The following is a 19,077-nucleotide window of genomic DNA, read 5'->3' on the forward strand; positions in this document are numbered from 1 at the left end:
GGACGGGGTACGGAGTGGGCGGCGCCGGGTCGTCAGGCGCTGAGGCGGTGGCATGCGAGGTCGCGCAGGAATCCCAGCGCGGCGCGGGCGGTCGCGTCGTTCTGGCGGAACGCGGGGCCGCCGGTGCGGGGCCGGGTGAAGGCTCCGGGCGCCCGCGCGGTGGTGTGCGGGCCGAGCGCGAACAGGCGTGGGTACGGGCGGGCCTCGCGGTCCAGGACGCGCCCGTCGGCGGGGTCCACGGTGAGCAGCCCCGCCCCGGTCGCGCCCGCCCCGTCCCGGTACAGCGCACGCAGCAGCGGGCTGCGGGTGCGGTCGAGCGACGGCTCGGGCAACCGTGCCTCGACCAGGGCGCGTGCCTCGATCCACTCCCCCGGCACACTGGCACTGCCCGCCCGGAAGACCCCCGCGTCCTCGTCGCTCTCGACGGTGACGCCCGCGCCGAGGAAGCGCACGATCCCGGCGTCGGACAGCGCGAGCAGTTGCCGCAGCCGGGGGCCGGGCGGGCCGGAGGCGAGATAGCTGAAGAACCCGTGCCACCAGCGGCCCACATCACCGAGCCGGGGCAACTGCCCGTATACGGAAAGCAGCCCCAGGAACACCGCCAAGTCGACGCTGTTGGCATCGTCATGACGTCTCGTCAGATCCTGGGAGACATATCCCCGCAGGCCCTCCTGGAGTGCTTCGTACGACGGGAAGCGCACCCCGTCCAGAGGGTGGTCCAGGGCCTCCAGGTCGAGGCGGTCGGCCGGGTCGGGGACGGCCGCGGCGACCAGCGCATGCAGCTCGGGGCTGCCGGGGTCTGCGGCCGCGTACTTCTCCTCGAAGTCCGGCCAGTCGACAGCCGTGCGCTCGGGATGGGCGGTGAAGAGCCGGTGGTAGTGGGCGAAGCCGAGCTCCTTGTCGATGAGCGGCCACACGTCCCGGCGGAAGTCGGGGCGGCTCGGCCGACTCAGCAGTTCGTCGACCGCCTCCGGTCCGAAGAAGCGTGGCAGCGGCGGCCGTTCGCCCTGCCAGGCATATCCGATCTTGGAGTGGTACGGGACACCGCGCCGCGACCCGACGTACAGCACCGGCTCCCGGCCCGACGGGAGGTAGCTCCCGTCCTCCGCGTACCGCCCGCCGCGCCCCTCGGTCAGGAGCACCATCAGGTCGACGAAGGCGAGCCCGAAGCCGCGCACGATCACCGGCTCACCGGGGCGCAGGGCCGACAGATCCGAGTCGGCGGTGAAGTCGGGCGGCAGATGGACGAGGTCGTGGCGGGCCGCGAAGGCCGCCAACTCCCGCTGCTCGTCGTCGAGTTCGGCGTCCAGGTGGCCGATGGTGAGCACCACGAGATCGGCGGCCAGCGGTTCTGCGCGACCCTCCAGACGGACATGCTGACGACCCTCGCGCGGTCCGCCGATCCGCAGCGCGCGCGTGCGGTGCTCGTGCACGGTGACGGTCGGCCCGAGCGCGGCCACCGCCTCCTCGTACACCCAGCGCAGATACGCGCCCTGCGCCCGCCGACTGGGGAAGGTCTGTCCGTCGATCCCGGCCCATTCGGCGAGGGTGGGTCCGGGGCGGACCGGGCCCTCCTGCTGGACGGTGTCGTCGGTGAACATGGTGACGTCCTCGGCCATGGAGTTCATCCACAGCAGCGGCGACTGCTCGGCGCGCCAGATCCGGCCGCCGCCCGGCGGATACGGGTCGACGAGGTGGACGTCCAGCGGCTGATCCCCGTACAGCTCAGGGAGGTTGGCGGCCAGCCGCTCCAGGAATCCGGTCCCCCGCGGACCGGCTCCGACGACGACTAGGGACGGCTGGTGAAGCGAGGGCGTGGGGAGTTTCGAACGGGCAAGGGACATACGAAGGCTCCGTGGATGCAGAGATCGAACACGGTGATGCCTTCACGGAACACGGCGCGGACCAGCCCCTCAGCACGGTCCGTTGCCGAGGCTAGGCGGTGCGTACGGCCCGTTGTCAAGCCTGTCCAGACTGTGAGCCGTACGTCTCAGGTCGGTTGACGCGGATACGGATGCCTGTTCCACTTGGGCCATGCATCCGCAGCAGTGGCTGGTCACGCGCTCCCACATCGACTTCGGTCGAGTGTGGTCCTGTTCCTGTTGAGCCGACCCCCTGCACGGCCCCGCGTTCTTTTTTCTCCTTCCGCGCCTTCACACACCTGACACCGCGCACCCCTCCCCTCGCACCACCGCGCAAGCGGCATGACGGAGCGTCATCAGTTGCATCCGCAGTCGCATGCGTCACAGCAACAGCTCTCGCAGCTGCAGCAGTCCCCGCAGCCGCTGCAGCAGTCGCAGACGTCACAGCAGTCGCAGTCCCGGCAGAAGCCCTCGCGCTTCTTCCGGGACCAGGGCCCCTCGTACTCCTTGGCGCAGCACATCTGGCAGGTGCAGCAGAGCCCTGCGAAGACACCGCACCCGGCGATCAGCCCACGCCGACGCGGCGGCTCGGGCGGCCCGAACGGCGGCCCGAACGGGCCTCCGGGACCAGGCGCGTACGGGTTGCCCGGGTTCGGTGCGTACGGGTTGCCCGGCGGCGGCGTGCCGTAGGGGCCGTACGGTCCCGGCTGATGCGACGCGTGCGCCGACCCGTCGTCGTGGCCGCCGTGCCCACAGCTCACCGTTCCGAACGACCGGTTCACGGACTGGCCGAGTTCATGCGCGAGGAGTACGTGCGCGAGCTTGCCGTCGACGAAGTCGACCTCGCGCAGGGCGAGCCGGATGCCGTGCACGGCGTCATCGGCGAGGCGTCGGGCCTCGACGAGGTCGGTGCCGGTCGCCGTGAGCGGGTTCCACGCACCCGACGCGGCGTCAGATGCCTGGTCCTCCACGGCGTCCAGCAGATGCGCGAGCCGTCCGAAGAGGCGGCCCGCCTCCGCCAGCGGCTCCGCGTTGTGCGGGCGGTCAGCGAGGACGGCGGTGTGCGCGAAGGCGGCGGCCGTGGCCGTCTCGGTCGGCTCGGTGACGGTCAGCAGCGAGGTGCCGGGCCCGGCGAGCGCCTCGATCGCGGTCTGCCGGTCGACCGCGTCGACCAGGACCGCCGTGTCGAAGCCGAGCGACGCACCGGTGCGGGCGCCCGCCTTGTCCCAGCTCGCGGCGACCCGGCGGGCGGCGAGCGCCACGGGCCTGCGCTTCAACAGGCCGTCCCGGTCGGCCACGTGGTCGCGGACCTTCGCCGAGGCCAGGACGAGGGAGACGGCGGCAGCGAGGCGGGCGCCCTCACCCTTGGCGACGGGGGCGGTTCGCATCGCGCGCAGCGGACAGGGCCCGGCCGTGCGCCGCCACCCGGTGGTCCGCTCGACCTGAGCCTCCGTCAGAACCGAGACGATCAGGCCGTCGTAGTTGGTGACGACCCTGGCGAGCTGACCGTGGTCCGAGCGAAGTGCCAGGCAGAGCCCGCACAGATGGGCCATCCACTCGGTCTTCAGCCCTTCGGTGAGCCGATGCGAGCAGGGCCTGACGATTCCGAACACGAAGCTCCCCCGGTGACGTAGGACACATGCCCTACGCTTCGTTCAACAGTGCGCCAGGCATCGTATCGAGCCACCCGTTCACTCGTACGCCCCCTCCGTCACCCGTCTGGACGGAAGTTCATATTTTGTATCCGTTACCCGTCATACAGCGGAAGAAAGCTGACGATTCGCCACATCTTCTGCACCAGTACCGTCACGAATCCCCTGCACGGCGGCTATCCACTTGGCGCGGTATCCGCATCATGGACGACCATAGGGATGCGGAACGCAAGAAGTGGCAAGAAGAAGTCCGCTGTGAGAGGAGGCGTCCATGGGATCGGTGCGCAAGGCGAGTGCATGGCTGGGACTTGTCGAGGACAACGACGACCGCTACTACGACGACGAGTACACCGAGGAAGCCGCGCCGTCCGGCGAGGCCTGGGTGACGGACCCGCGGGTACGCGTGGCCTCCGAGGCGGCCGAGGAGCAGGGCCGCCGGATCGCCACCGTCACCCCCGACGGCTTCCGGGACGCGCGCGGTATCGGCGAGCTCTTCCGGGAGGGCGTCCCGGTCATCGTGAACCTCACGTCCATGGAGCCCGGTGACGCCAAGCGCGTCGTCGACTTCGCGGCCGGTCTGACCTTCGGGCTGCGCGGCTCCATCGAGCGGGTGGCGACGAGGGTCTTCCTACTGACCCCCGCCGACACCGAGATCGTCAGCGGCGAGGCGGGCCGCACCGCCGGCGGCTTCTTCAACCAGAGCTGAGCGAGGCGCTCACCGGTCCGAGCCCGGCCGGATCGATTTACCGGAAGGTGCCGGTCTAGCGGAAGGCATCGAGCCCGGTGAGCGCCTTGCCCAGCACCAGCTGGTGCATCTCGACGGTGCCCTCGTACGTCAGCACCGATTCGAGGTTGGTGGCGTGCCGCATCACCGGGTATTCGAGCGAGATCCCGTTCGCCCCGAGGATCGTGCGCGAGGTGCGGCAGATCTCGATCGCCTCCCGCACATTGTTGAGCTTTCCGAAGCTGACCTGTTCCGGGCGGAGCCGCCCCGCGTCCATGCGCAGGCCCAGATGATGGGCGAGCAGGATGCCCTTGTGGAGCTCGACCGCCATGTCGGCGAGCTTGGCCTGGGTGAGCTGGAAGCCGCCGATGGGCCTGCCGAACTGCTCACGGCTCTTCGCGTACTCCACGGCCGCCTCGAAGGAGGAGCGGGCCGCGCCCATCGCACCCCAGACGATGCCGTAGCGTGCGTGCGAGAGGCAGCTGAGCGGGCCCTTGAGGCCGGTGACGCCGGGCAGCACGGCGTCGGCGGGCAGCCGTACGTCGTCCATGACCAGCTCGCTGGTGACCGACGCCCGCAGCGACCACTTGTGCTTGATCTCGGGCGCCGAGAATCCCGGGGTGTCGGTGGGTACGGCGAAGCCGCGGATCCCGTCGTCGGTCTGCGCCCAGACCACCGCGACCCCGGCCACCGAGCCATTGGTGATCCACATCTTGCGCCCGTTGAGCACCCAGTCGGTGCCGTCCTTCTTGGCGTAGGTGCGCATACCGGCCGGGTCGGAGCCGTGGTCGGGCTCGGTGAGGCCGAAGCAGCCGATGATCTCGCCCGCCGCCATACCGGGCAGCCAGCGCTGCTTCTGCTCCTCGGAGCCGTACTTCCAGATCGCGTACATCGCGAGCGAGCCCTGGACGGAGACGAGCGAGCGGATGCCCGAGTCGGCGGCCTCCAGCTCCAGACAGGCCAGGCCGTACTGGACGGCACTGGCGCCCGCGCAGCCGTATCCGGTCAGGGACATGCCGAGCGCCCCGATCGAGCCGAGCTCGCGGGCGAGTTCGCGGATGCCGGGCAGCTCGCCGTTCTCGTACCACTCGGCGATGTGCGGCAGGACCCGGTCGGCGGTCCAGGAGCGGACGGTGTCGCGGACCGCGAGGTCCTCGTCGCTCAGCAGGTCGTCGATGCCGAGGGGGTCGGCCGGGTCGAAGGGGGGCAGCTTGGCGGGTGCGGACATGAGGGATGCCTCCGGCGGCTCGCTCAGAACCTGTGCGGCTCAGCTAAAACTAGCAGTGGTAGTTATTGCTGGGCGCTGACGTTACGGGTCAGTGTCCCGCGCGTCCAGACCCCGCGGCCTCGGCGGCGGGGACCATCGGCCGATCGGCCATCGCGAGCGGTGCGTCGGTGCGCTGGGCGGGCAGTTCCGGGTGCTGCGCCGCGCACTCCATCGCGCGCGGCAGCCGCAGCGCGGCCACCGCGCCGAGGACCAGCAGACCCGCGCTGACCAGCAGCGTCACATGCAGTCCATGCACGAAGGAGTGCTGGGCCGCGCTGCGCAGGGCGTCCCCCGCGGGTCCCCCGAGCCGGGCGGCGATGTCGTACGCCTCGCCCAGCGAGTTGGTCGCGCCCGCCGAGGCGGTGTCCGGCACTCCGGGGACGTCGGCGACGCCGGGGGCGTAGGCCGCGTTCATCACGCTGCCGAGCAGGGCGATCCCCATCCCGGCGCCGAGCTGGTACGAGGTCTCGCCGATCGCGGCGGCGCCGCCCGCGCAGTCGGCGGGCGCCTCGCTGAGCATCGATTCGTACGCCCCGAAGAGCGTCGTCTGCAGGCCGAAGCCCAGGACTATGAACGCGCAGGTCAGCAGCGCCGGGCGGTCGTGCTGGCCCATCATGACCAGGAGCAGGACGGCCCCGGCGGTGAGCGCGAAGCCGCAGGCGACCATCGTGCGCGGGCCGAACCGGCGCAGGGTGTGCGAGCCGGTGGCGCCCGCGGCCATCGCGGCGAAGGTGAGCGGCAGCAGCCGCAGCCCGGTCTCCAGCGGGCTGAGCCCGAGGACCAGCTGGAGGTACTGGACCGCGATCAGCTCCAGGCCGACCAGCGCCAGCATGGCCAGGACGATGCATCCCACCGAGGTGGAGAAGGTGGGCCGGGAGAACATCCGCATGTCGACGAGCGGATGTGTACGGCGCTTCTGACGGCGTACGAAGAGGACGATCAGGGCGGTGCCCACGCACAGCGGCGCGAGCGTCCAGATGTCCATGACGCCGTGACCGGCGCCGAGCCGCTTCACACCGAGCACCAGGATGAGCACCCCGGCCGCCGCCATCAGCGCGCCGAGCACGTCCCACGGCCCGTCGGCAGAGCCCTTCGACTCGGGCAGCAGCTTGCGGCCGAGCGGCAGGATCAGCGCCATCAGCGGGATGTTGATCAGGAAGACCGAGCCCCACCAGAAGTGCTGGACCAGGAAGCCGCCGAGCACCGGCCCGGTGGCGGCGCCGATCGCGGCGGTGGCGGTCCACACGCCGATGGCGGTGGCGCGTTCGCGACGGTCGGGGAAGACCGCGCGCAGGATGGAAAGGGTGGCGGGCATGATCATCGCGCCGCCGACGCCGAGCAGCGCACGGGCGACGATCAGGAGCTCCGCCGAACCGGCGAGGGCGGCGACCGCGGAGGCCGCGCCGAATATGCCGTAGCCGAGCAGCAGCACCCGGCGGCGGCCGATGCGGTCGCCGAGGGTGCCGAAGAGGATGAGGAGCGCGGCGCAGACCAGCGGGTAGGCGTCGACGATCCAGAGCAGCGCGGTGGCGCTGGGGCGCAGGTCCTCGGTGACCGAGGGGACCGCGACGTGCAGAACGGTCGCGTCGAGCGCGACGAGCAGCAGGCTCACACAGAGGACGACGAGGACGACCCAGCGGTTGGCGCCGCCGACGGTGGCACGCGCGCGTGCGGCGTCCGTGGTCGTTCCTGCCATGTGTGTACCTCCTGTACGGCGGCCCCTGCCGGGGTCCCGGGACGCGCCGGCCTCGCGGTGACGCGTCGTCCCTCGCTGTCGGCGGCCCCATGACCTGGTCTCGGTGGGCCCGGCATCGACGATGCGAGTGATCCGTCAGCGTACGCGAGTTCAAGCCAGCGGCACGTGGTGCAGCTCTCACCCCGTACGCCCCACAGGTGTGGCGTACGCCACCCTGTTACGCCCCCGCGCGCTCCGCTTCACCCCTCGTTCACCCCGCGAGTCACCGCGCCACGGCACAAGCGCGGCGGGGCGCGAGGCCGGGGCACGATAAATGATCTTGGCACGCCGTGCCGCGATAGCCCGGCACACGGTGCCAGGGCCGATGACCGAACGATGAATTCCGTCCCGCTTCCCGGCGAACCAATTCACCGGGTCCAAAGCGCGTTCCCGAACCGGACCGAGCGGAATAGATCCCAAGGTCATCACCGTATTTTCCGGGCCCGGGAATAATCCGGCGCGTGAGACCTACTCCACATCACATCGTCATCACAAACCCGCCGGATCGGCCTGGGCCGTCACTCACTCGCTGTAACGTCGATTGAGTGCGTACCGACCGAATCTTCGCCCGTCTGGACCGGGAGCCCGAACCGCCGAAGATAGCGATCCCGCGGATGAGCCGTCACCGCGTGATCCTCTTCGCCGCGACGATGGCGTTCTACCTCGCCATCGTCGTCGCCGTGCTCGCCTCGTCCTGGCTCGTCGAGCTGGACTGGAAGGTCATGCTGTACCGGCCGTACGAGCAGTGGCCGCAGCTGCACGCCTTCCTCGACTACTTCGTGGTCCTCGGCCAGCGCGGCCCGACGGCGGTGATGGTCGCGGCCTGGCTGGGCTGGCGCTCCTGGCGGCAGCACACCCTGCGCCCGCTGCTCGCGCTCGGCGCCTCCCTGCTGCTCCTGAACATCACGGTCGGCGCGGTCAAGCTGGGCCTGGGGCGGCTCGGTCCGCACTACGCGACCCAGATCGGCTCCGCCGAGCTCTTCGCGGGCGGCGATATATTCCCCTCCGGCCACACCGCCAACGCGGTGGTGACGTGGGGCATCCTCGCCTATCTGGCCACCACCCCGAGGGCCAGGCGCTGGCTGTCGGTGATCTCGGCCATGGTCGCCCTCGGCGTCGGCGCCACCACGGTCTACCTCGGTACGCACTGGGTGAGCGACGTGCTCCTCGGCTGGGCGGCCGGGCTCCTCATCCTGCTCATGCTGCCCTGGTGCGAGCCGCTGATCGCGCGCGCCGAGGCCCTGGTCTTCGCCCTGCGCGCCAAGTGGCGCGCACGCGGAACTGCCGCTCCCGCGCTGCCCGTTCCGGCCGGTGCGCTGCCCGCGATGTTCGCCCAGCGCAGCGCCAACGAGGACGACGCGCCGGTCCGCGAGCCGGTCGGCGCGGCCTCCGGCACCCGCGCGGCCCGGGGCGCCACCCGGCCCCCCTCCGGCTCCCGCCCGGAGCGGCCCCCGGTGCCCCCGGCCGCCAGCAGGCGCCCGCAGCACTCCGAGCGCGGCCCGCGCCCGGCCCCGGCGCGCCCGATCGGCGGCTGACCCGGCGCCTGCCGGTCGGCACACTGGACGGCGGGGGACCGGTACGCACAACCACCCCCGCAAGGCGAAGGCCCCCGCGGCTCCACTTCGGAGCGGCCGGGGCCTTCGTCGTACCGGGGATCACACCGTGTCTCAGCCGCGCCAGCAGCGGATCACCGTGCCGTCGGCCACCTCGAAGTTCAGCCGCCCTTCGAGGTACTCCATGGTGATGATCGAGCCGGGCGGGAGCGACCTGACGGTGGTCCAGCCGCGCGCGCGTGCCAGCCGCTCGGCGGCCTCGCCGGCCAGGCCGACATAGGCGTCGGGGGCGTCGTCGGGCTGTGCTGAGGGGGTCGGTATGGGTGCCATGCCAGCCACCGTAGGCCGCCCCGGGCGGTGACGGAAGCCGGGGCCGCGCCCTGCCCGCCGCCTGACCCCTTGCCCTGCCCGTGTCCGCACCACGTCCCCCTCCGGTCACACTTGTGTCACAGGATCTTGCGCGGGGTTTACCTCGAACTTGGTCACTCGTACGGGGAGTTCCGTGCGGCCCGAGGCGAAATACGGCACCCTTCGACAGATGGTTCGGATCCATTACGGAATTCGCCGGACGGTGGCTCGCAAACGCCTGCCGGAATTACTTCCCCGGCGCCCAGCGTGGGAAATTGACGGGTCATAGGGAATTCACGGCATCCTTACAGAATCCGCACCGACGGCGGTTCCGCTTCGCCGTCGCTGCGTCCGGCCCGTTTGGCTCGTATGCACCCGTCTTGGTCACGTACGCACCCTGTCGGACCGGGTACCAGCGCGAGCATCATGGCTACCGGCCTGATGCCTGACACCTGAGTGGGGGCGGCGATGGGTACGGAGACGGCGACCGCGGACGCGGAACCGGTGGAGGCCCGCCAGTCGGGCCGGGTGATCGTGGACTGGCTGACCACCACGGATCACAAGAAGATCGGGCATCTCTACCTGGTCACGTCGTTCGTGTTCTTCCTGGCCGCCGGCGTCATGGCGCTGCTCATGCGGGCCGAGCTGGCCCGCCCGGGCCTGCAGATCATGACCAACCAGGAGTACAACCAGCTCTTCACCATGCACGGCACGATCATGCTGCTGCTCTTCGCCACCCCGACCTTCGCCGGGTTCGCCAACGAGATCATGCCGCTCCAGATCGGCTCGCCGGACGTCGCCTTCCCCCGGCTGAACATGCTCTCGTACTGGCTGTTCCTCTTCGGCGGGCTCATCGTCCTCGGCTCGTTCTTCGTCACCGGGGGCCCGGCCGCCTTCGGCTGGTTCGCCTACGCGCCGCTCAACTCCTCGGTCCACTCCCCCGGCGTCGGCCCGGACCTGTGGATCATGGGGCTCGCCCTCGCCGGCTTCGGCACGATCCTGGGCGCCGTCAACTTCCTGACCACCATCATCGGGATGCGCGCGCCCGGCATGACGATGTTCCGGATGCCGGTCTTCACCTGGAACGTGCTGTTCACGTCGATCCTGGTGCTGATCGCCTTCCCGGTGCTCGCGGCGGCGCTGCTCGTCCTGGAGGCGGACCGCAGGTTCGGCGCGGTGGTGTTCGAGCCGCAGTGGGGAGGCGCGCTGCTGTGGCAGCACCTCTTCTGGTTCTTCGGCCATCCCGAGGTCTACATCATCGCGCTGCCGTTCTTCGGCATCATCACCGAGATCATCCCGGTCTTCGCCCGCAAGCCGATCTTCGGCTATCTCACCCTGGTCGGCGCCACCATGGCGATCACGGGCCTGTCCGTCGTGGTGTGGGCGCACCACATGTTCGCGACCGGCGCGGTGCTGCTCCCGTTCTTCTCGTTCGTGTCGTTCCTGATCGCGGTGCCGACCGGGGTGAAGTTCTTCAACTGGACCGGCACGATGCTGCGCGGCTCGCTCAGCTTCGAGACACCGATGCTCTGGGCGGTCGGGTTCCTGGTGAGCTTCCTCTTCGGCGGCCTCACCGGCGTCATCCTCGCCTCGCCACCGCTCGACTTCCATGTCACCGACTCGTACTTCGTGGTGGCCCACTTCCACTACGTCGTCTTCGGCACGGTCGTCTTCGCGACGTTCGGCGGCTTCTACTTCTGGTGGCCCAAGTTCACCGGCAAGATGCTCGACGAACGCCTCGGCAAAATCCACTTCTGGACGCTCTTCATCGGCTTCCACACCACGTTCCTGGTCCAGCACTGGCTGGGCGCCGAGGGCATGCCCCGGCGGTACGCGGACTATCTGGCCGCCGACGGCTTCACCGCCCTCAACACGGTCTCCTCCATCGGCGCCTTCCTGCTCGGCATGTCCACGCTGCCGTTCCTCTACAACGTCTGGAAGACCGCGAAGTACGGGGAGTTGGTGGGCGTCGACGACCCGTGGGGGTTCGGGCGCTCGCTGGAGTGGGCGACCTCCTGCCCGCCGCCGCGCCACAACTTCGTGACCATCCCCCGCATCCGCACCGAGTCCCCCGCGTTCGACCTGCACCACCCGGAGTTCGCGCCGTTCCGCGACGACCTCGTGCTCGACAGCCGCCGCAAGGAGAAGGAGCCGGTAGTTCCGGAAGCGTCGGACGACTGAGCAGCGGGGATTCAAAGACAGGCTCTTCAGGGCCGGTAGGCCAGCTGCGGGACGGTGAAGCAGTTCGTGGTCATCTCGCCCTGGGGCACCCACCCCCTGCCGTCCTGCCAGCGGGCCACCGACAGACAGGTGCGGCGCTCCTTCGGCGGCCGGGCGAGATGCCCGTACGAGACCGGAAGGAGCAGGCCGCGTGCGGTGTACGGTTGGGGGCGGTTGAGGAAGTCCTCCACGCACGCGCGCGTGAGCGCGGCCTGCGGGCAGGAGCGGGCCGCGTCCGTGAACCACATCGCGGCCGCCCAGCCCTCCAGCTGCCACTGGGAGAGCGCCTTGCCCTTCATCGCCGTACGGAACGCCGCCACCTCCGCGTTGCCCTTGTCGTCGTAGTCGCGCGACGAGCCGGTCACCCACAGGGCGTTGCGGCAGCGCGGCGCGTCCCGGTAGTCGTCGCCGACGGCCGCGTTCCAGTTCTGCACATTGGTGACCTTGGCGGTGACCTTCACGCCGAGCGCGTCCATGGCCTCGCACAGCTGCACATTGCCGTGCGTGTCCAGCGCGTCGAAGACGAGATCGGCGCCCCGGTCCTTCAGGTCGGCGGCGACGGCACGGAAGTTCGGCAGCACGAAGTCGACCTGTTCGCCGACCACTTGATAGCCCTCGGCCTTCAGCCCGGCGGTCACAAGACGGGCGTACGCGGCGGACGCGGCCTGGTTGTAGGAGACGACGGCGGCCGTGCGCGCGCCCTGCTCGTTCTTGAAGTAGCGGTAGACCTCGGTACCGCCGTAGAGGCTGCCGCCCCAGCCGGGGGTGCCGTCGCGCGGGGCGTCGCTGCCGTAGATCCCGTACAGATGCGGGTAGGTGTCATAGGCCGCGCCGATCGGCTGGCCGCCGATGTCGGGGACGCCCGCGGCGGAGACCAGGGGCGCGCCCGCGTAGTCGAGCGCGGTCGTGGCGACCAGGGCGAACACCTTCTTCTCGTCCACGAGTCGGTGCACGCACTCGGTGTTGCCGACCCCGCTGCCCCCGTCGTCGCAGGTCAGCACCTCGATCTTGCGCCCGCCCAGGCCGCCTTGGGCGTTGAGCGCGTCGAAGTAGGCGCGGGCGCCGTCGCGCGGACCGGTGAAGGCGGCGCCGCCGACCGGGCTGGTCTCGCTGGAGATGACGCCGATCCGGATCGGCTCGGCGGCCGCCGGCCGGCTGGGCCCGCTCTCGAAGTCCCGCTCGGGAAGCCGACTGCCGCACCCGGCGCCGAGCAGGAGCAGCGCCGTCAGCAGCAGCCTCTCAGCAGCCCGGCGCGGCCGCATTGCCGCTCAGTTTGACGAGCGCGCAGAGCGTCTTCACCGAGACCTTCCATGTCTGGTCCTGGAGCACCGCGGTGCCCTTGGCGCCGGGCAGCGCCGGGTTGCCACCGACCAGCAGGTCGTACGTCACGGCTGCACCGGTCGGCGAGGTGAACGTGACGGCGGTGACCTTCGCGGAGGACTGCGCCGCGTTCTTGTCGCCGCCGAACGCGGCGAGCAGCGGCCGCAGCATGTCGCCGTTCTCCAGCACCTTCACCTTGGCGTCGGTGGACGCCTTGGAGTCGAAGAAGGTCGCCCAGTTCCTCTCGATCTGCGCCTTGGCCGCGGCCGGGTCGCCCGGCCGGTTCGGCGCCGGGGAGTTGGCGGGCGCGGTCGCGGAGGGCGAGGGGGACTTCGCGGAGCCGCCGCCGCTGTCCGAGCACGCCGACGCGACCGGGACCAGTACGAGGACCGCCGCGGCCGCCCAGGCCGCAGGTCGAACACGAGTGCCGAGACTCATCTGGCTCACCACCAAGACCGAATGCTTCCAGGGTCTGCCGCTTCAGGGCATAGTGCAAGGAATCGCCTTCCACCACCAGACGCGACGCGGGACCTGGGGGCCTGATGCGGACTTCCCGGCTGCTGTGGGCGGGCCTCGCGGCCGTCGCCTGCGGCGCGGTCCTGTGCGTGGCGGGCTGGTACGGCGTGTCCGGCGAGCGGTTCGCCGCGCGCCAGATCCCCTATCTGGCCTCCTGTACGGTGCCGGGCGCGGCCCTCCTGGTGGCGGGCGCGGTGCTCCTCGCGCGCGTGGAGGCCGCCCCGGAGGTACGGCGCCCGGCCGAGGCTCCCGAGGAACCCGGGCCGTCCTCCTCGGACGGCCCGCTGCTGTGCGTACCGGGCGGAACGCTGGCGCACCGGCCCGACTGCCCGCTGGTCGCCGCGCGCCCGGACGCCCGGCCCGTCGGCGACAAGGTGCTCGACCCCTGCCCCGTGTGCGAGCCCTGACCCGTGGCGTCCCTGACGTACGACCTGACCCTCGCCGGGCTCACGGTCGGCAGCGCGGCCGCCCTCACCGGTATGGGGCTCGTGGTCACCTATCGGACGACCGGCGTACTCAATCTGGCGCACGGCGCGATCGCGATGGTGTGCGCCTATGTGCTGCGCCAGTTGGTCGTCGACTGGCACTGGCCGCTCGCGCTCGCGGCCGTCGTGACCCTGGTGGTGATCGCCCCGGCCATCGGCGTGCTGCTCGACGTCCTGGTCTTCCGCCGTCTCTCGGTCGAGGGCAACGACCCCACCCGGACGCTGGTCGCCTCGATCGGGGTGTTCGTGCTGCTCGTCGGCGCCGCCGCGCTGATCTGGGGCCCGGGCGCACGGCCCGACGCCCCGGCGCTGGTGACGGACGAGCCGTGGGGCCAGCTGGCGGTGGTCGCCGCGCTCGCCGCCCTGGTGGTGACGGTGACCCGCTGGACGCGGTTCGGCGGCGAGGTGCGCGCGGTCGTCGACAACCGTGAACTGGCCGCGCTCGGCGGCATCGACACGGACCGGGTGGCGTCGGTGGGCTGGGCGTTCGGCGCGTTCACGGCGGGACTCACCGGCGTGCTGCTCGCGCCTTACGTACGACTCGACCCGTACGGGCTGCCCCTGCTCGTCGTCGAGGTCATCGCGGTCGCGGTGATCGCCAGGATGCGCAGTGTCGTGGTCGCGGTGGCGGCGGCGCTCGTGATCGGCGTCGCCCAGGCCCAGCTGACCCGGCTGCACCCGTCGGGCCGCGTCGAACCGCTCCTCCAGGCGGTCGGGGCGAACCTGTTCGTGGTGGCGCTGCTGGTGGCCGCGTTGGTGCTGCCGGGGGTCGGCGGGCGGGACGCGTTGTCGCGTACGACCGTGGCGGCCGTGCGGATACCGCCCGTCGCCTGGCTGGTGGCGGGGGTCCTGTTCCTGCTGCCCCTCGGCTTCGCGGGCTCGGATCTGCACACCTCGGTGCAGGTCCCGGCGCTGGCGATCATCCTGCTCTCACTGGTCGTGGTGACCGGCCGGGGCGGCCAGATCTCGCTGGGCCAGACGGCGTACGCGGGTCTGGGCGCGCTCTTCACGGCATGGCTCGCACGGTCGGTGCCGGAGCTGGTCGCGCTGGGCCTCGCGGTGCTCCTGGTCGCCCCGCTCGGTCTGCTGACCGGCCGACCCGCGATCCGCCGGCACGGCCTGGCACTGGCCCTCGCGACGCTGGCGGTCGGCGTGGCCGCGAGCCGTTTCGTCTTCGCCCAGCCGTACGCGACCTCGGGCCTGACCGTGTCCCGCCCGGCGGGCCTGGGCGACGACCGCGCGTACTACAGCGTCGAACTCGCCCTGCTGCTCTGCTCGTTGCTGGCGGTCGCCGCGTTGCGCCGGGGGCGCCCGGGCCGCGCGCTGGCGGCCATGCGCGACCACGAGGAGGGCGCGGCCGCCTCGGGCGTGCCCGTCCCCGCGCTCAAACTCCTCGCGTTCGTCACCGGCGCAGCCCTCGCCGCGCTCGGCGGCGGGCTGCTCTCGATGGGGCTGCGCACCTTCGACCCGGGCGCGTACGACCCGGTGCGCGGGCTGCTCTGGTTCGCGGCGGTGGTGGTCCTGGGCGCCGACAACCCGCTGGGGGCGCTCGCCGGGGCGGCGCTCCTCGTGGGCCTGGACGCGGGCACGCAAGGCGGAGTGGCGGCGGCCGTCGTCGGTCTGCTCGCGCTGCTGATCGGCCGCTTCCCGCAGGTCCACGAGCTGCTGTCGCGGTGGCGGCGACCCGCGCGCGTGCAGCCTCCGCCTCCGTCGCCCCGCAAGGCGCTCCCAGTGGGCCCGCCCCTGCAGCTCACCGCGCACGGAGTACGGCTCTCGTACGGCCCGTACACCGTCCTGGCCGGGGTCGACCTGGCCGTGCCGCCGGGCGAGGTCACCGCGCTGATCGGCGGCAACGGCGCAGGCAAGACCACCCTGTTCCACTGTCTGTGCGGCACCCTGCGCCCCGACGCGGGCCGGGTCGCGCTCGGCGGGGACGACATCACCCGCCGCCCGGCCCACGCCCGCACCCGGCTCGGCATCGCGCGGACCTTCCAGCAGATCGCGGTGTTCCCCTCGCTGACCGTGGAGGAGAACGTACGGGTCGGGGCCGAGCAGGGCCGCGTGCGGGACCCGGCCGCCGTGGAGCAGGCGCTGCGGCTGATGGGCCTGGCGGGCGGGGTGCGGCGGCTGCCCGCGGCCGGGCTGCCGACCGGCACGCTGCGCCGCGTCGAGCTCGGCCGGGCGCTCGCGGGCCGCCCGCACACCCTGCTGCTCGACGAACCCGCGGCCGGACTGGACGCCGCCGAGATCCGCGAACTGGCCCGGGTGCTGCGCGCGCTGGCCGCCGACGGCATGGCCGTGCTCGTCGTCGAGCACGACCTCGACCTGGTCGCGGACATCGCCGACCGGGTCCATGTGATGCGGGCGGGACGGATCGAATGAGCGCGCGGCGCGGAGGCGGGTCATGGGCGTCGAGATCGAACTGAGCGGCGCCCGGGTGCGGTACGGGCCGCTGGAGGCGCTGCACGGGATCGACCTGGCCGTGCCCGCCCGCGCCCTCACCGTCCTGCTCGGCCGCAACGGCTCCGGGCGCACCACGGCCCTGCGCGCCCTGGCGGGCACGGTGCCGCTGGCCGCCGGGCGGGTGGTGTGGCGGGGCGCCAATGTCACCCGGCTGCCCGCCCACGTACGGGCCCGGCGGGGCCTCTGCCTCGTCCCGGACACCCGGGCCGTGCACGCCGGGCTGACCGTCGCCGAGAACCTCGAACTGGCCGCCGCCTCCAGCGACTTCACGGTCGCGCTCGACGGGTATCCGGAGCTGCGCCCTCTCCTCACCCGCCGGGCGGGCACGCTCTCCGGCGGCGAGCAGCGGATGCTCGCCGTCTCGCGCGCGCTGCTGCGCGGCGCCCGCCTCGTCCTGCTCGACGAGCCCACCCAGGGCATGTCCCCGCAGGTCGCGGACCGTACGTACGACCTGCTCGCAGAGCTGGCCCGGGACGCGGCCGTCGTCGTCGCGGAACAGCGGCTGCCGCCCGGCCGCACCGCGATCGTGCATCAACTGCGGCGCGGGCGCGTGGTATTCAGCGGCGAGAGCGCCGAGTTCGGCGACCACTCGCCCGAATGAGCCCCACCCGGTCGGACGACCGGATGGGGCTCAGATACCCACGCTCGCCCGACTGCCTACAGCGCGAGCGTCTGCCCGGGCAGGATCAGGTCCGGGTCGGCGCCGATGACGGCCTTGTTGGCCTCGTACAGCGACTGCCAGCCCGTGCCGTGGGCCGCCGCGATGGTGGAGAGCGTGTCGCCGTCACGCACGGTGTACTGGCCGCCGCGCGCGGAGCGGTCGGCCCGCACGGGCGGCCGCTCGACCGAGGTGACCCGCTTCGGCTCGGCCTGGCGTGTTTCGGCCTTGCCCGATTCCGCCTTGTGCGGCTGGGACTTGGGCGCGTGGAACGACTTCGACACGGTCTTGGGCGCGGAGTGCTTGGCGGGCTTGGGCGCCGAGGGCGCGTCCCCGTACGCACCCGCGCTGACCGAGCAGGAGGGCCACGCACCCCAGCCCTGCGCGTGCTGGAGCCGGGTGGCGACGGCTATCTGCTGCGCCCGACTGGCCCCGTCGGCGGTGGACGCGTACGCCCCGCCGCCGTACGCCCGCCAGGAGCCGGCGGAGAACTGGAGCCCGCCGTAGTAGCCGTTACCGGTGTTGATGTGCCAGTTTCCTCCGCTCTCGCACTGGGCGATGCGGTCCCACACCGCACCGTCCGCCGCGCCCGCCGGGCCGGCGGAGACCGCGAGCAGGGCCAACGGTGCCGCCACCACGGCGGCTCCGATCAGCGCCGCTGTGCCACGGGAGCGCCTGGAGCCGGAACGACTGGTACCAACAGACATGAAGTCCCTCTTCCGAAGGACCCGGGGTTCCCCCTTGACGCCACGGCCCTCGACGCGTCCGGCGTCTCGGTCCGTGCCGCCCCGCCCGCCGGGGTCGTGCGCTTGCCTGTGGTGCGGTCGTACGAGTCGTACTCGTTCGTGCGGCCGTACGGGGCGGGCTGCCCGGGCGGTGCTCGATGCACACGGCGTGGAATGTAGGGACCGGATCACCCTGGTATCAACCAATGCCTTGTCATTCCAGGCCAGTTGACTATTACCCCGGGTAACGGCTATTTCCGGACACCCACTTGATTGAGGGATTTCAGGATTTGTCGACCTGCTGTCCAGCTGATCTGTGACTCAGCTCACCGGGTCAACTTCCGTGTGACTGCCACCTGTTGACGCGGAGTAAGGAATTCCGGGGGCGCGCTCACGCTGTGCGCCCGCCGGTTCGATTCCGTTCGCCTCGGAGCGTGACCCCTGCCACAGATCCGCCGTTGTCCTTTCAGGAGCCGGGAACCACCCGGCGCACGCATCCAGTAGGAGCCACCCGTGCCGCGCATGCTCGACGTCAGCGAGGACGTCCGCGCCGAGATCGGCGACGAAGAAGCCGACCGGCTGCTCGCCGGCGAGAACGCCCCGGGCAGCTACGACTGCACCTCCTGCCGCACCCCGGGCGACTCGGAGCACGAGGCGACCAGCACCGTGCTCTTCGTCGGCGACGAGACCGCCGTCCTCGCCTTCGCCCACGCCTCCTGCATCCCCTCCCAGGTCGTCCAGGTCTCCGAGGAGCAGCTCCAGGGGGCCGTGCGGTCCATCACCGGCGACGAGTTCGGCGGCGCCGCGCCCGAGCAGGCCGTGCTCGGCATCACCAGCGGCCTCATCCTGATCGAGGGCGCGCTGCACCCGGCGCTCGTCGTGGAGCCGACCGCCCCGATCGCCCGCCCCGGCTCGGGCGGCACCGTGGACGAGTTCCTGCCGCTCCTCATCGAGCAGGGCTTCGTGCCGGTCACCGAGGTCGGCCGGATGCCGTCGGTCCTCAACGGCTGGTCCGTGCTGCTCGCGATGGGCCAGCTGCACGCGATCCTCCAGCCGGGCACGGGAGGCGGCGGCAGCCCCGTCTCGTGGTGGCAGGCCCACCAGCCGCTCCAGGTGACCGAGGGCTGGCGCGCGGCCGCCAACCGCACCCAGCGCGTCCTGGTGTTCGCGGCCCCGGTCGGCTCGATCGGCCAGCAGCCCCGTGAGGACCTGCTGCGCGACGCGCTGGAGAAGGCGGCCTCCGACGGCACGCTGGTGTCGGCGGCGATGCCCCTGGCGGGCACGTGAGCTGAGCCGACGGCCCCGCACCCCGGGGTCCGGGCCTCGCATCGGCCCGGGCCCCGGGGTGCGTCGGGGCGCCGAGCCGATTCAGCCGAACTGTTCCATCGGGGCGCCCGGGGCGGATTCAACGCGGCCCGCAGGTCGCCCGTTCAGCCGGTACAGCGGCGGCCGCGTGAGCGCCCCGCGCACGCGGGGATGTCCCGGTGCATCCGTTCGCACGCGATATCCGCGCTGGGGCCCGCATCCGACGGCCCTCGGGGTCGTTGGC

General features: G+C 71.8%; 15 protein-coding genes. 7 read left to right on the plus strand and 8 right to left on the minus strand.

Annotated elements, in window-relative coordinates; genetic code table 11:
• Positions 1–32: 32 nt before the first annotated feature.
• The gene (locus BG418_RS19525; RefSeq protein ID WP_188275201.1) at positions 33–1,844 is read right to left on the minus strand and encodes an FAD/NAD(P)-binding domain-containing protein; all 1,812 of its coding nucleotides are present in this window, start codon (positions 1,842–1,844) and stop codon (positions 33–35) included.
• Between the two features lie 374 nt (positions 1,845–2,218).
• Positions 2,219–3,475, minus strand: coding sequence for a DUF5685 family protein (locus BG418_RS19530; protein ID WP_188275202.1), 1,257 nt, complete (start codon positions 3,473–3,475; stop codon positions 2,219–2,221).
• 310 nt (positions 3,476–3,785) lie between these two features.
• Between BG418_RS19530 and BG418_RS19535 the strand changes: the two genes are divergently transcribed.
• Complete coding sequence (locus BG418_RS19535) at positions 3,786–4,220, plus strand: cell division protein SepF (RefSeq protein ID WP_188275203.1); 435 nt, start codon at positions 3,786–3,788, stop codon at positions 4,218–4,220.
• 55 nt (positions 4,221–4,275) lie between these two features.
• Here the strand turns inward: BG418_RS19535 and BG418_RS19540 are convergent, their stop codons facing one another.
• Together BG418_RS19540 and BG418_RS19545 are read right to left on the minus strand one after the other, a co-directional pair.
• Positions 4,276–5,466 carry an acyl-CoA dehydrogenase family protein gene (locus BG418_RS19540; RefSeq protein WP_188275204.1) on the minus strand — a complete coding sequence of 397 codons (1,191 nt, stop codon included), beginning with the start codon at positions 5,464–5,466 and terminating at the stop codon, positions 4,276–4,278.
• Positions 5,467–5,554: 88 nt separating this feature from the next.
• Positions 5,555–7,201 (minus strand): MFS transporter, encoded by a 1,647-nt coding sequence (locus BG418_RS19545; protein WP_188275205.1) that lies wholly within the window; start codon positions 7,199–7,201, stop codon positions 5,555–5,557.
• A gap of 584 nt (positions 7,202–7,785) precedes the next feature.
• Here BG418_RS19545 and BG418_RS19550 point away from each other — a divergent pair.
• Positions 7,786–8,775: a phosphatase PAP2 family protein gene (locus BG418_RS19550; RefSeq protein ID WP_188275206.1), complete on the plus strand. Its 990-nt coding sequence runs from the start codon at positions 7,786–7,788 to the stop codon at positions 8,773–8,775.
• Positions 8,776–8,907: 132 nt separating this feature from the next.
• On the opposite strand, the gene BG418_RS19555 is transcribed toward BG418_RS19550, so the two are convergent.
• Positions 8,908–9,123 (minus strand): I78 family peptidase inhibitor, encoded by a 216-nt coding sequence (locus BG418_RS19555; protein WP_188275207.1) that lies wholly within the window; start codon positions 9,121–9,123, stop codon positions 8,908–8,910.
• 486 nt (positions 9,124–9,609) lie between these two features.
• Between BG418_RS19555 and ctaD the strand changes: the two genes are divergently transcribed.
• The gene (gene ctaD / locus BG418_RS19560) at positions 9,610–11,322 is read left to right on the plus strand and encodes a cytochrome c oxidase subunit I (RefSeq protein WP_188275208.1); all 1,713 of its coding nucleotides are present in this window, start codon (positions 9,610–9,612) and stop codon (positions 11,320–11,322) included.
• Between the two features lie 26 nt (positions 11,323–11,348).
• Here the strand turns inward: ctaD and BG418_RS19565 are convergent, their stop codons facing one another.
• Complete coding sequence (locus BG418_RS19565; protein ID WP_188275209.1) at positions 11,349–12,623, minus strand: ABC transporter substrate-binding protein; 1,275 nt, start codon at positions 12,621–12,623, stop codon at positions 11,349–11,351.
• Positions 12,601–13,119, minus strand: a complete 519-nt coding sequence (locus tag BG418_RS19570) for a hypothetical protein (protein ID WP_188275210.1) — start codon at positions 13,117–13,119, stop codon at positions 12,601–12,603. The genes BG418_RS19565 and BG418_RS19570 overlap by 23 nt, the downstream gene beginning before the upstream one ends.
• Positions 13,120–13,223: 104 nt before the next feature.
• Between BG418_RS19570 and BG418_RS19575 the strand changes: the two genes are divergently transcribed.
• The 3 genes from BG418_RS19575 to BG418_RS19585 are packed head-to-tail and all read left to right on the plus strand — an operon-like array spanning position 13,224 to position 16,746.
• Positions 13,224–13,604 (plus strand): hypothetical protein, encoded by a 381-nt coding sequence (locus tag BG418_RS19575; RefSeq protein ID WP_188275211.1) that lies wholly within the window; start codon positions 13,224–13,226, stop codon positions 13,602–13,604.
• Between the two features lie 3 nt (positions 13,605–13,607).
• A complete protein-coding gene (locus BG418_RS19580) occupies positions 13,608–16,064 on the plus strand; it encodes an ABC transporter permease subunit (protein ID WP_188275212.1) in 2,457 nt (818 codons plus the stop codon).
• Positions 16,065–16,086: 22 nt separating this feature from the next.
• Positions 16,087–16,746: an ABC transporter ATP-binding protein gene (locus BG418_RS19585; protein WP_188275213.1), complete on the plus strand. Its 660-nt coding sequence runs from the start codon at positions 16,087–16,089 to the stop codon at positions 16,744–16,746.
• Between the two features lie 56 nt (positions 16,747–16,802).
• Here BG418_RS19585 and BG418_RS19590 read toward each other — a convergent pair whose 3' ends face one another.
• Positions 16,803–17,510: a transglycosylase family protein gene (locus BG418_RS19590; protein ID WP_188275214.1), complete on the minus strand. Its 708-nt coding sequence runs from the start codon at positions 17,508–17,510 to the stop codon at positions 16,803–16,805.
• Positions 17,511–18,041: 531 nt separating this feature from the next.
• On the opposite strand from BG418_RS19590, the gene BG418_RS19595 reads away from it, so the two are divergent.
• On the plus strand, positions 18,042–18,815 hold the full coding sequence (locus tag BG418_RS19595) for a hypothetical protein (RefSeq protein WP_188275215.1): 774 nt from the start codon (positions 18,042–18,044) through the stop codon (positions 18,813–18,815).
• Positions 18,816–19,077 lie beyond the last annotated feature (262 nt).

The organism is Streptomyces sp. CBMA152, from assembly GCF_014596475.1.
In the GTDB taxonomy this organism is placed as follows: domain Bacteria; phylum Actinomycetota; class Actinomycetes; order Streptomycetales; family Streptomycetaceae; genus Streptomyces.

Excerpts from the sequence above, each read along its gene's own strand:
- BG418_RS19525 (WP_188275201.1), bottom strand. The coding sequence starts at position 1,844 with ATGTCCCTTGCCCGTTCGAAACTCCCCACGCCCTCGCTTCACCAGCCG.
- BG418_RS19535 (WP_188275203.1), top strand. The coding sequence starts at position 3,786 with ATGGGATCGGTGCGCAAGGCGAGTGCATGGCTGGGACTTGTCGAGGAC.
- BG418_RS19540 (WP_188275204.1), bottom strand. The coding sequence starts at position 5,466 with ATGTCCGCACCCGCCAAGCTGCCCCCCTTCGACCCGGCCGACCCCCTC.
- BG418_RS19545 (WP_188275205.1), bottom strand. The coding sequence starts at position 7,201 with ATGGCAGGAACGACCACGGACGCCGCACGCGCGCGTGCCACCGTCGGC.
- BG418_RS19555 (WP_188275207.1), bottom strand. The coding sequence starts at position 9,123 with ATGGCACCCATACCGACCCCCTCAGCACAGCCCGACGACGCCCCCGAC.
- ctaD (WP_188275208.1), top strand. The coding sequence starts at position 9,610 with ATGGGTACGGAGACGGCGACCGCGGACGCGGAACCGGTGGAGGCCCGC.
- BG418_RS19565 (WP_188275209.1), bottom strand. The coding sequence starts at position 12,623 with ATGCGGCCGCGCCGGGCTGCTGAGAGGCTGCTGCTGACGGCGCTGCTC.
- BG418_RS19570 (WP_188275210.1), bottom strand. The coding sequence starts at position 13,119 with ATGAGTCTCGGCACTCGTGTTCGACCTGCGGCCTGGGCGGCCGCGGCG.
- BG418_RS19575 (WP_188275211.1), top strand. The coding sequence starts at position 13,224 with ATGCGGACTTCCCGGCTGCTGTGGGCGGGCCTCGCGGCCGTCGCCTGC.
- BG418_RS19585 (WP_188275213.1), top strand. The coding sequence starts at position 16,087 with ATGGGCGTCGAGATCGAACTGAGCGGCGCCCGGGTGCGGTACGGGCCG.
- BG418_RS19590 (WP_188275214.1), bottom strand. The coding sequence starts at position 17,510 with ATGTCTGTTGGTACCAGTCGTTCCGGCTCCAGGCGCTCCCGTGGCACA.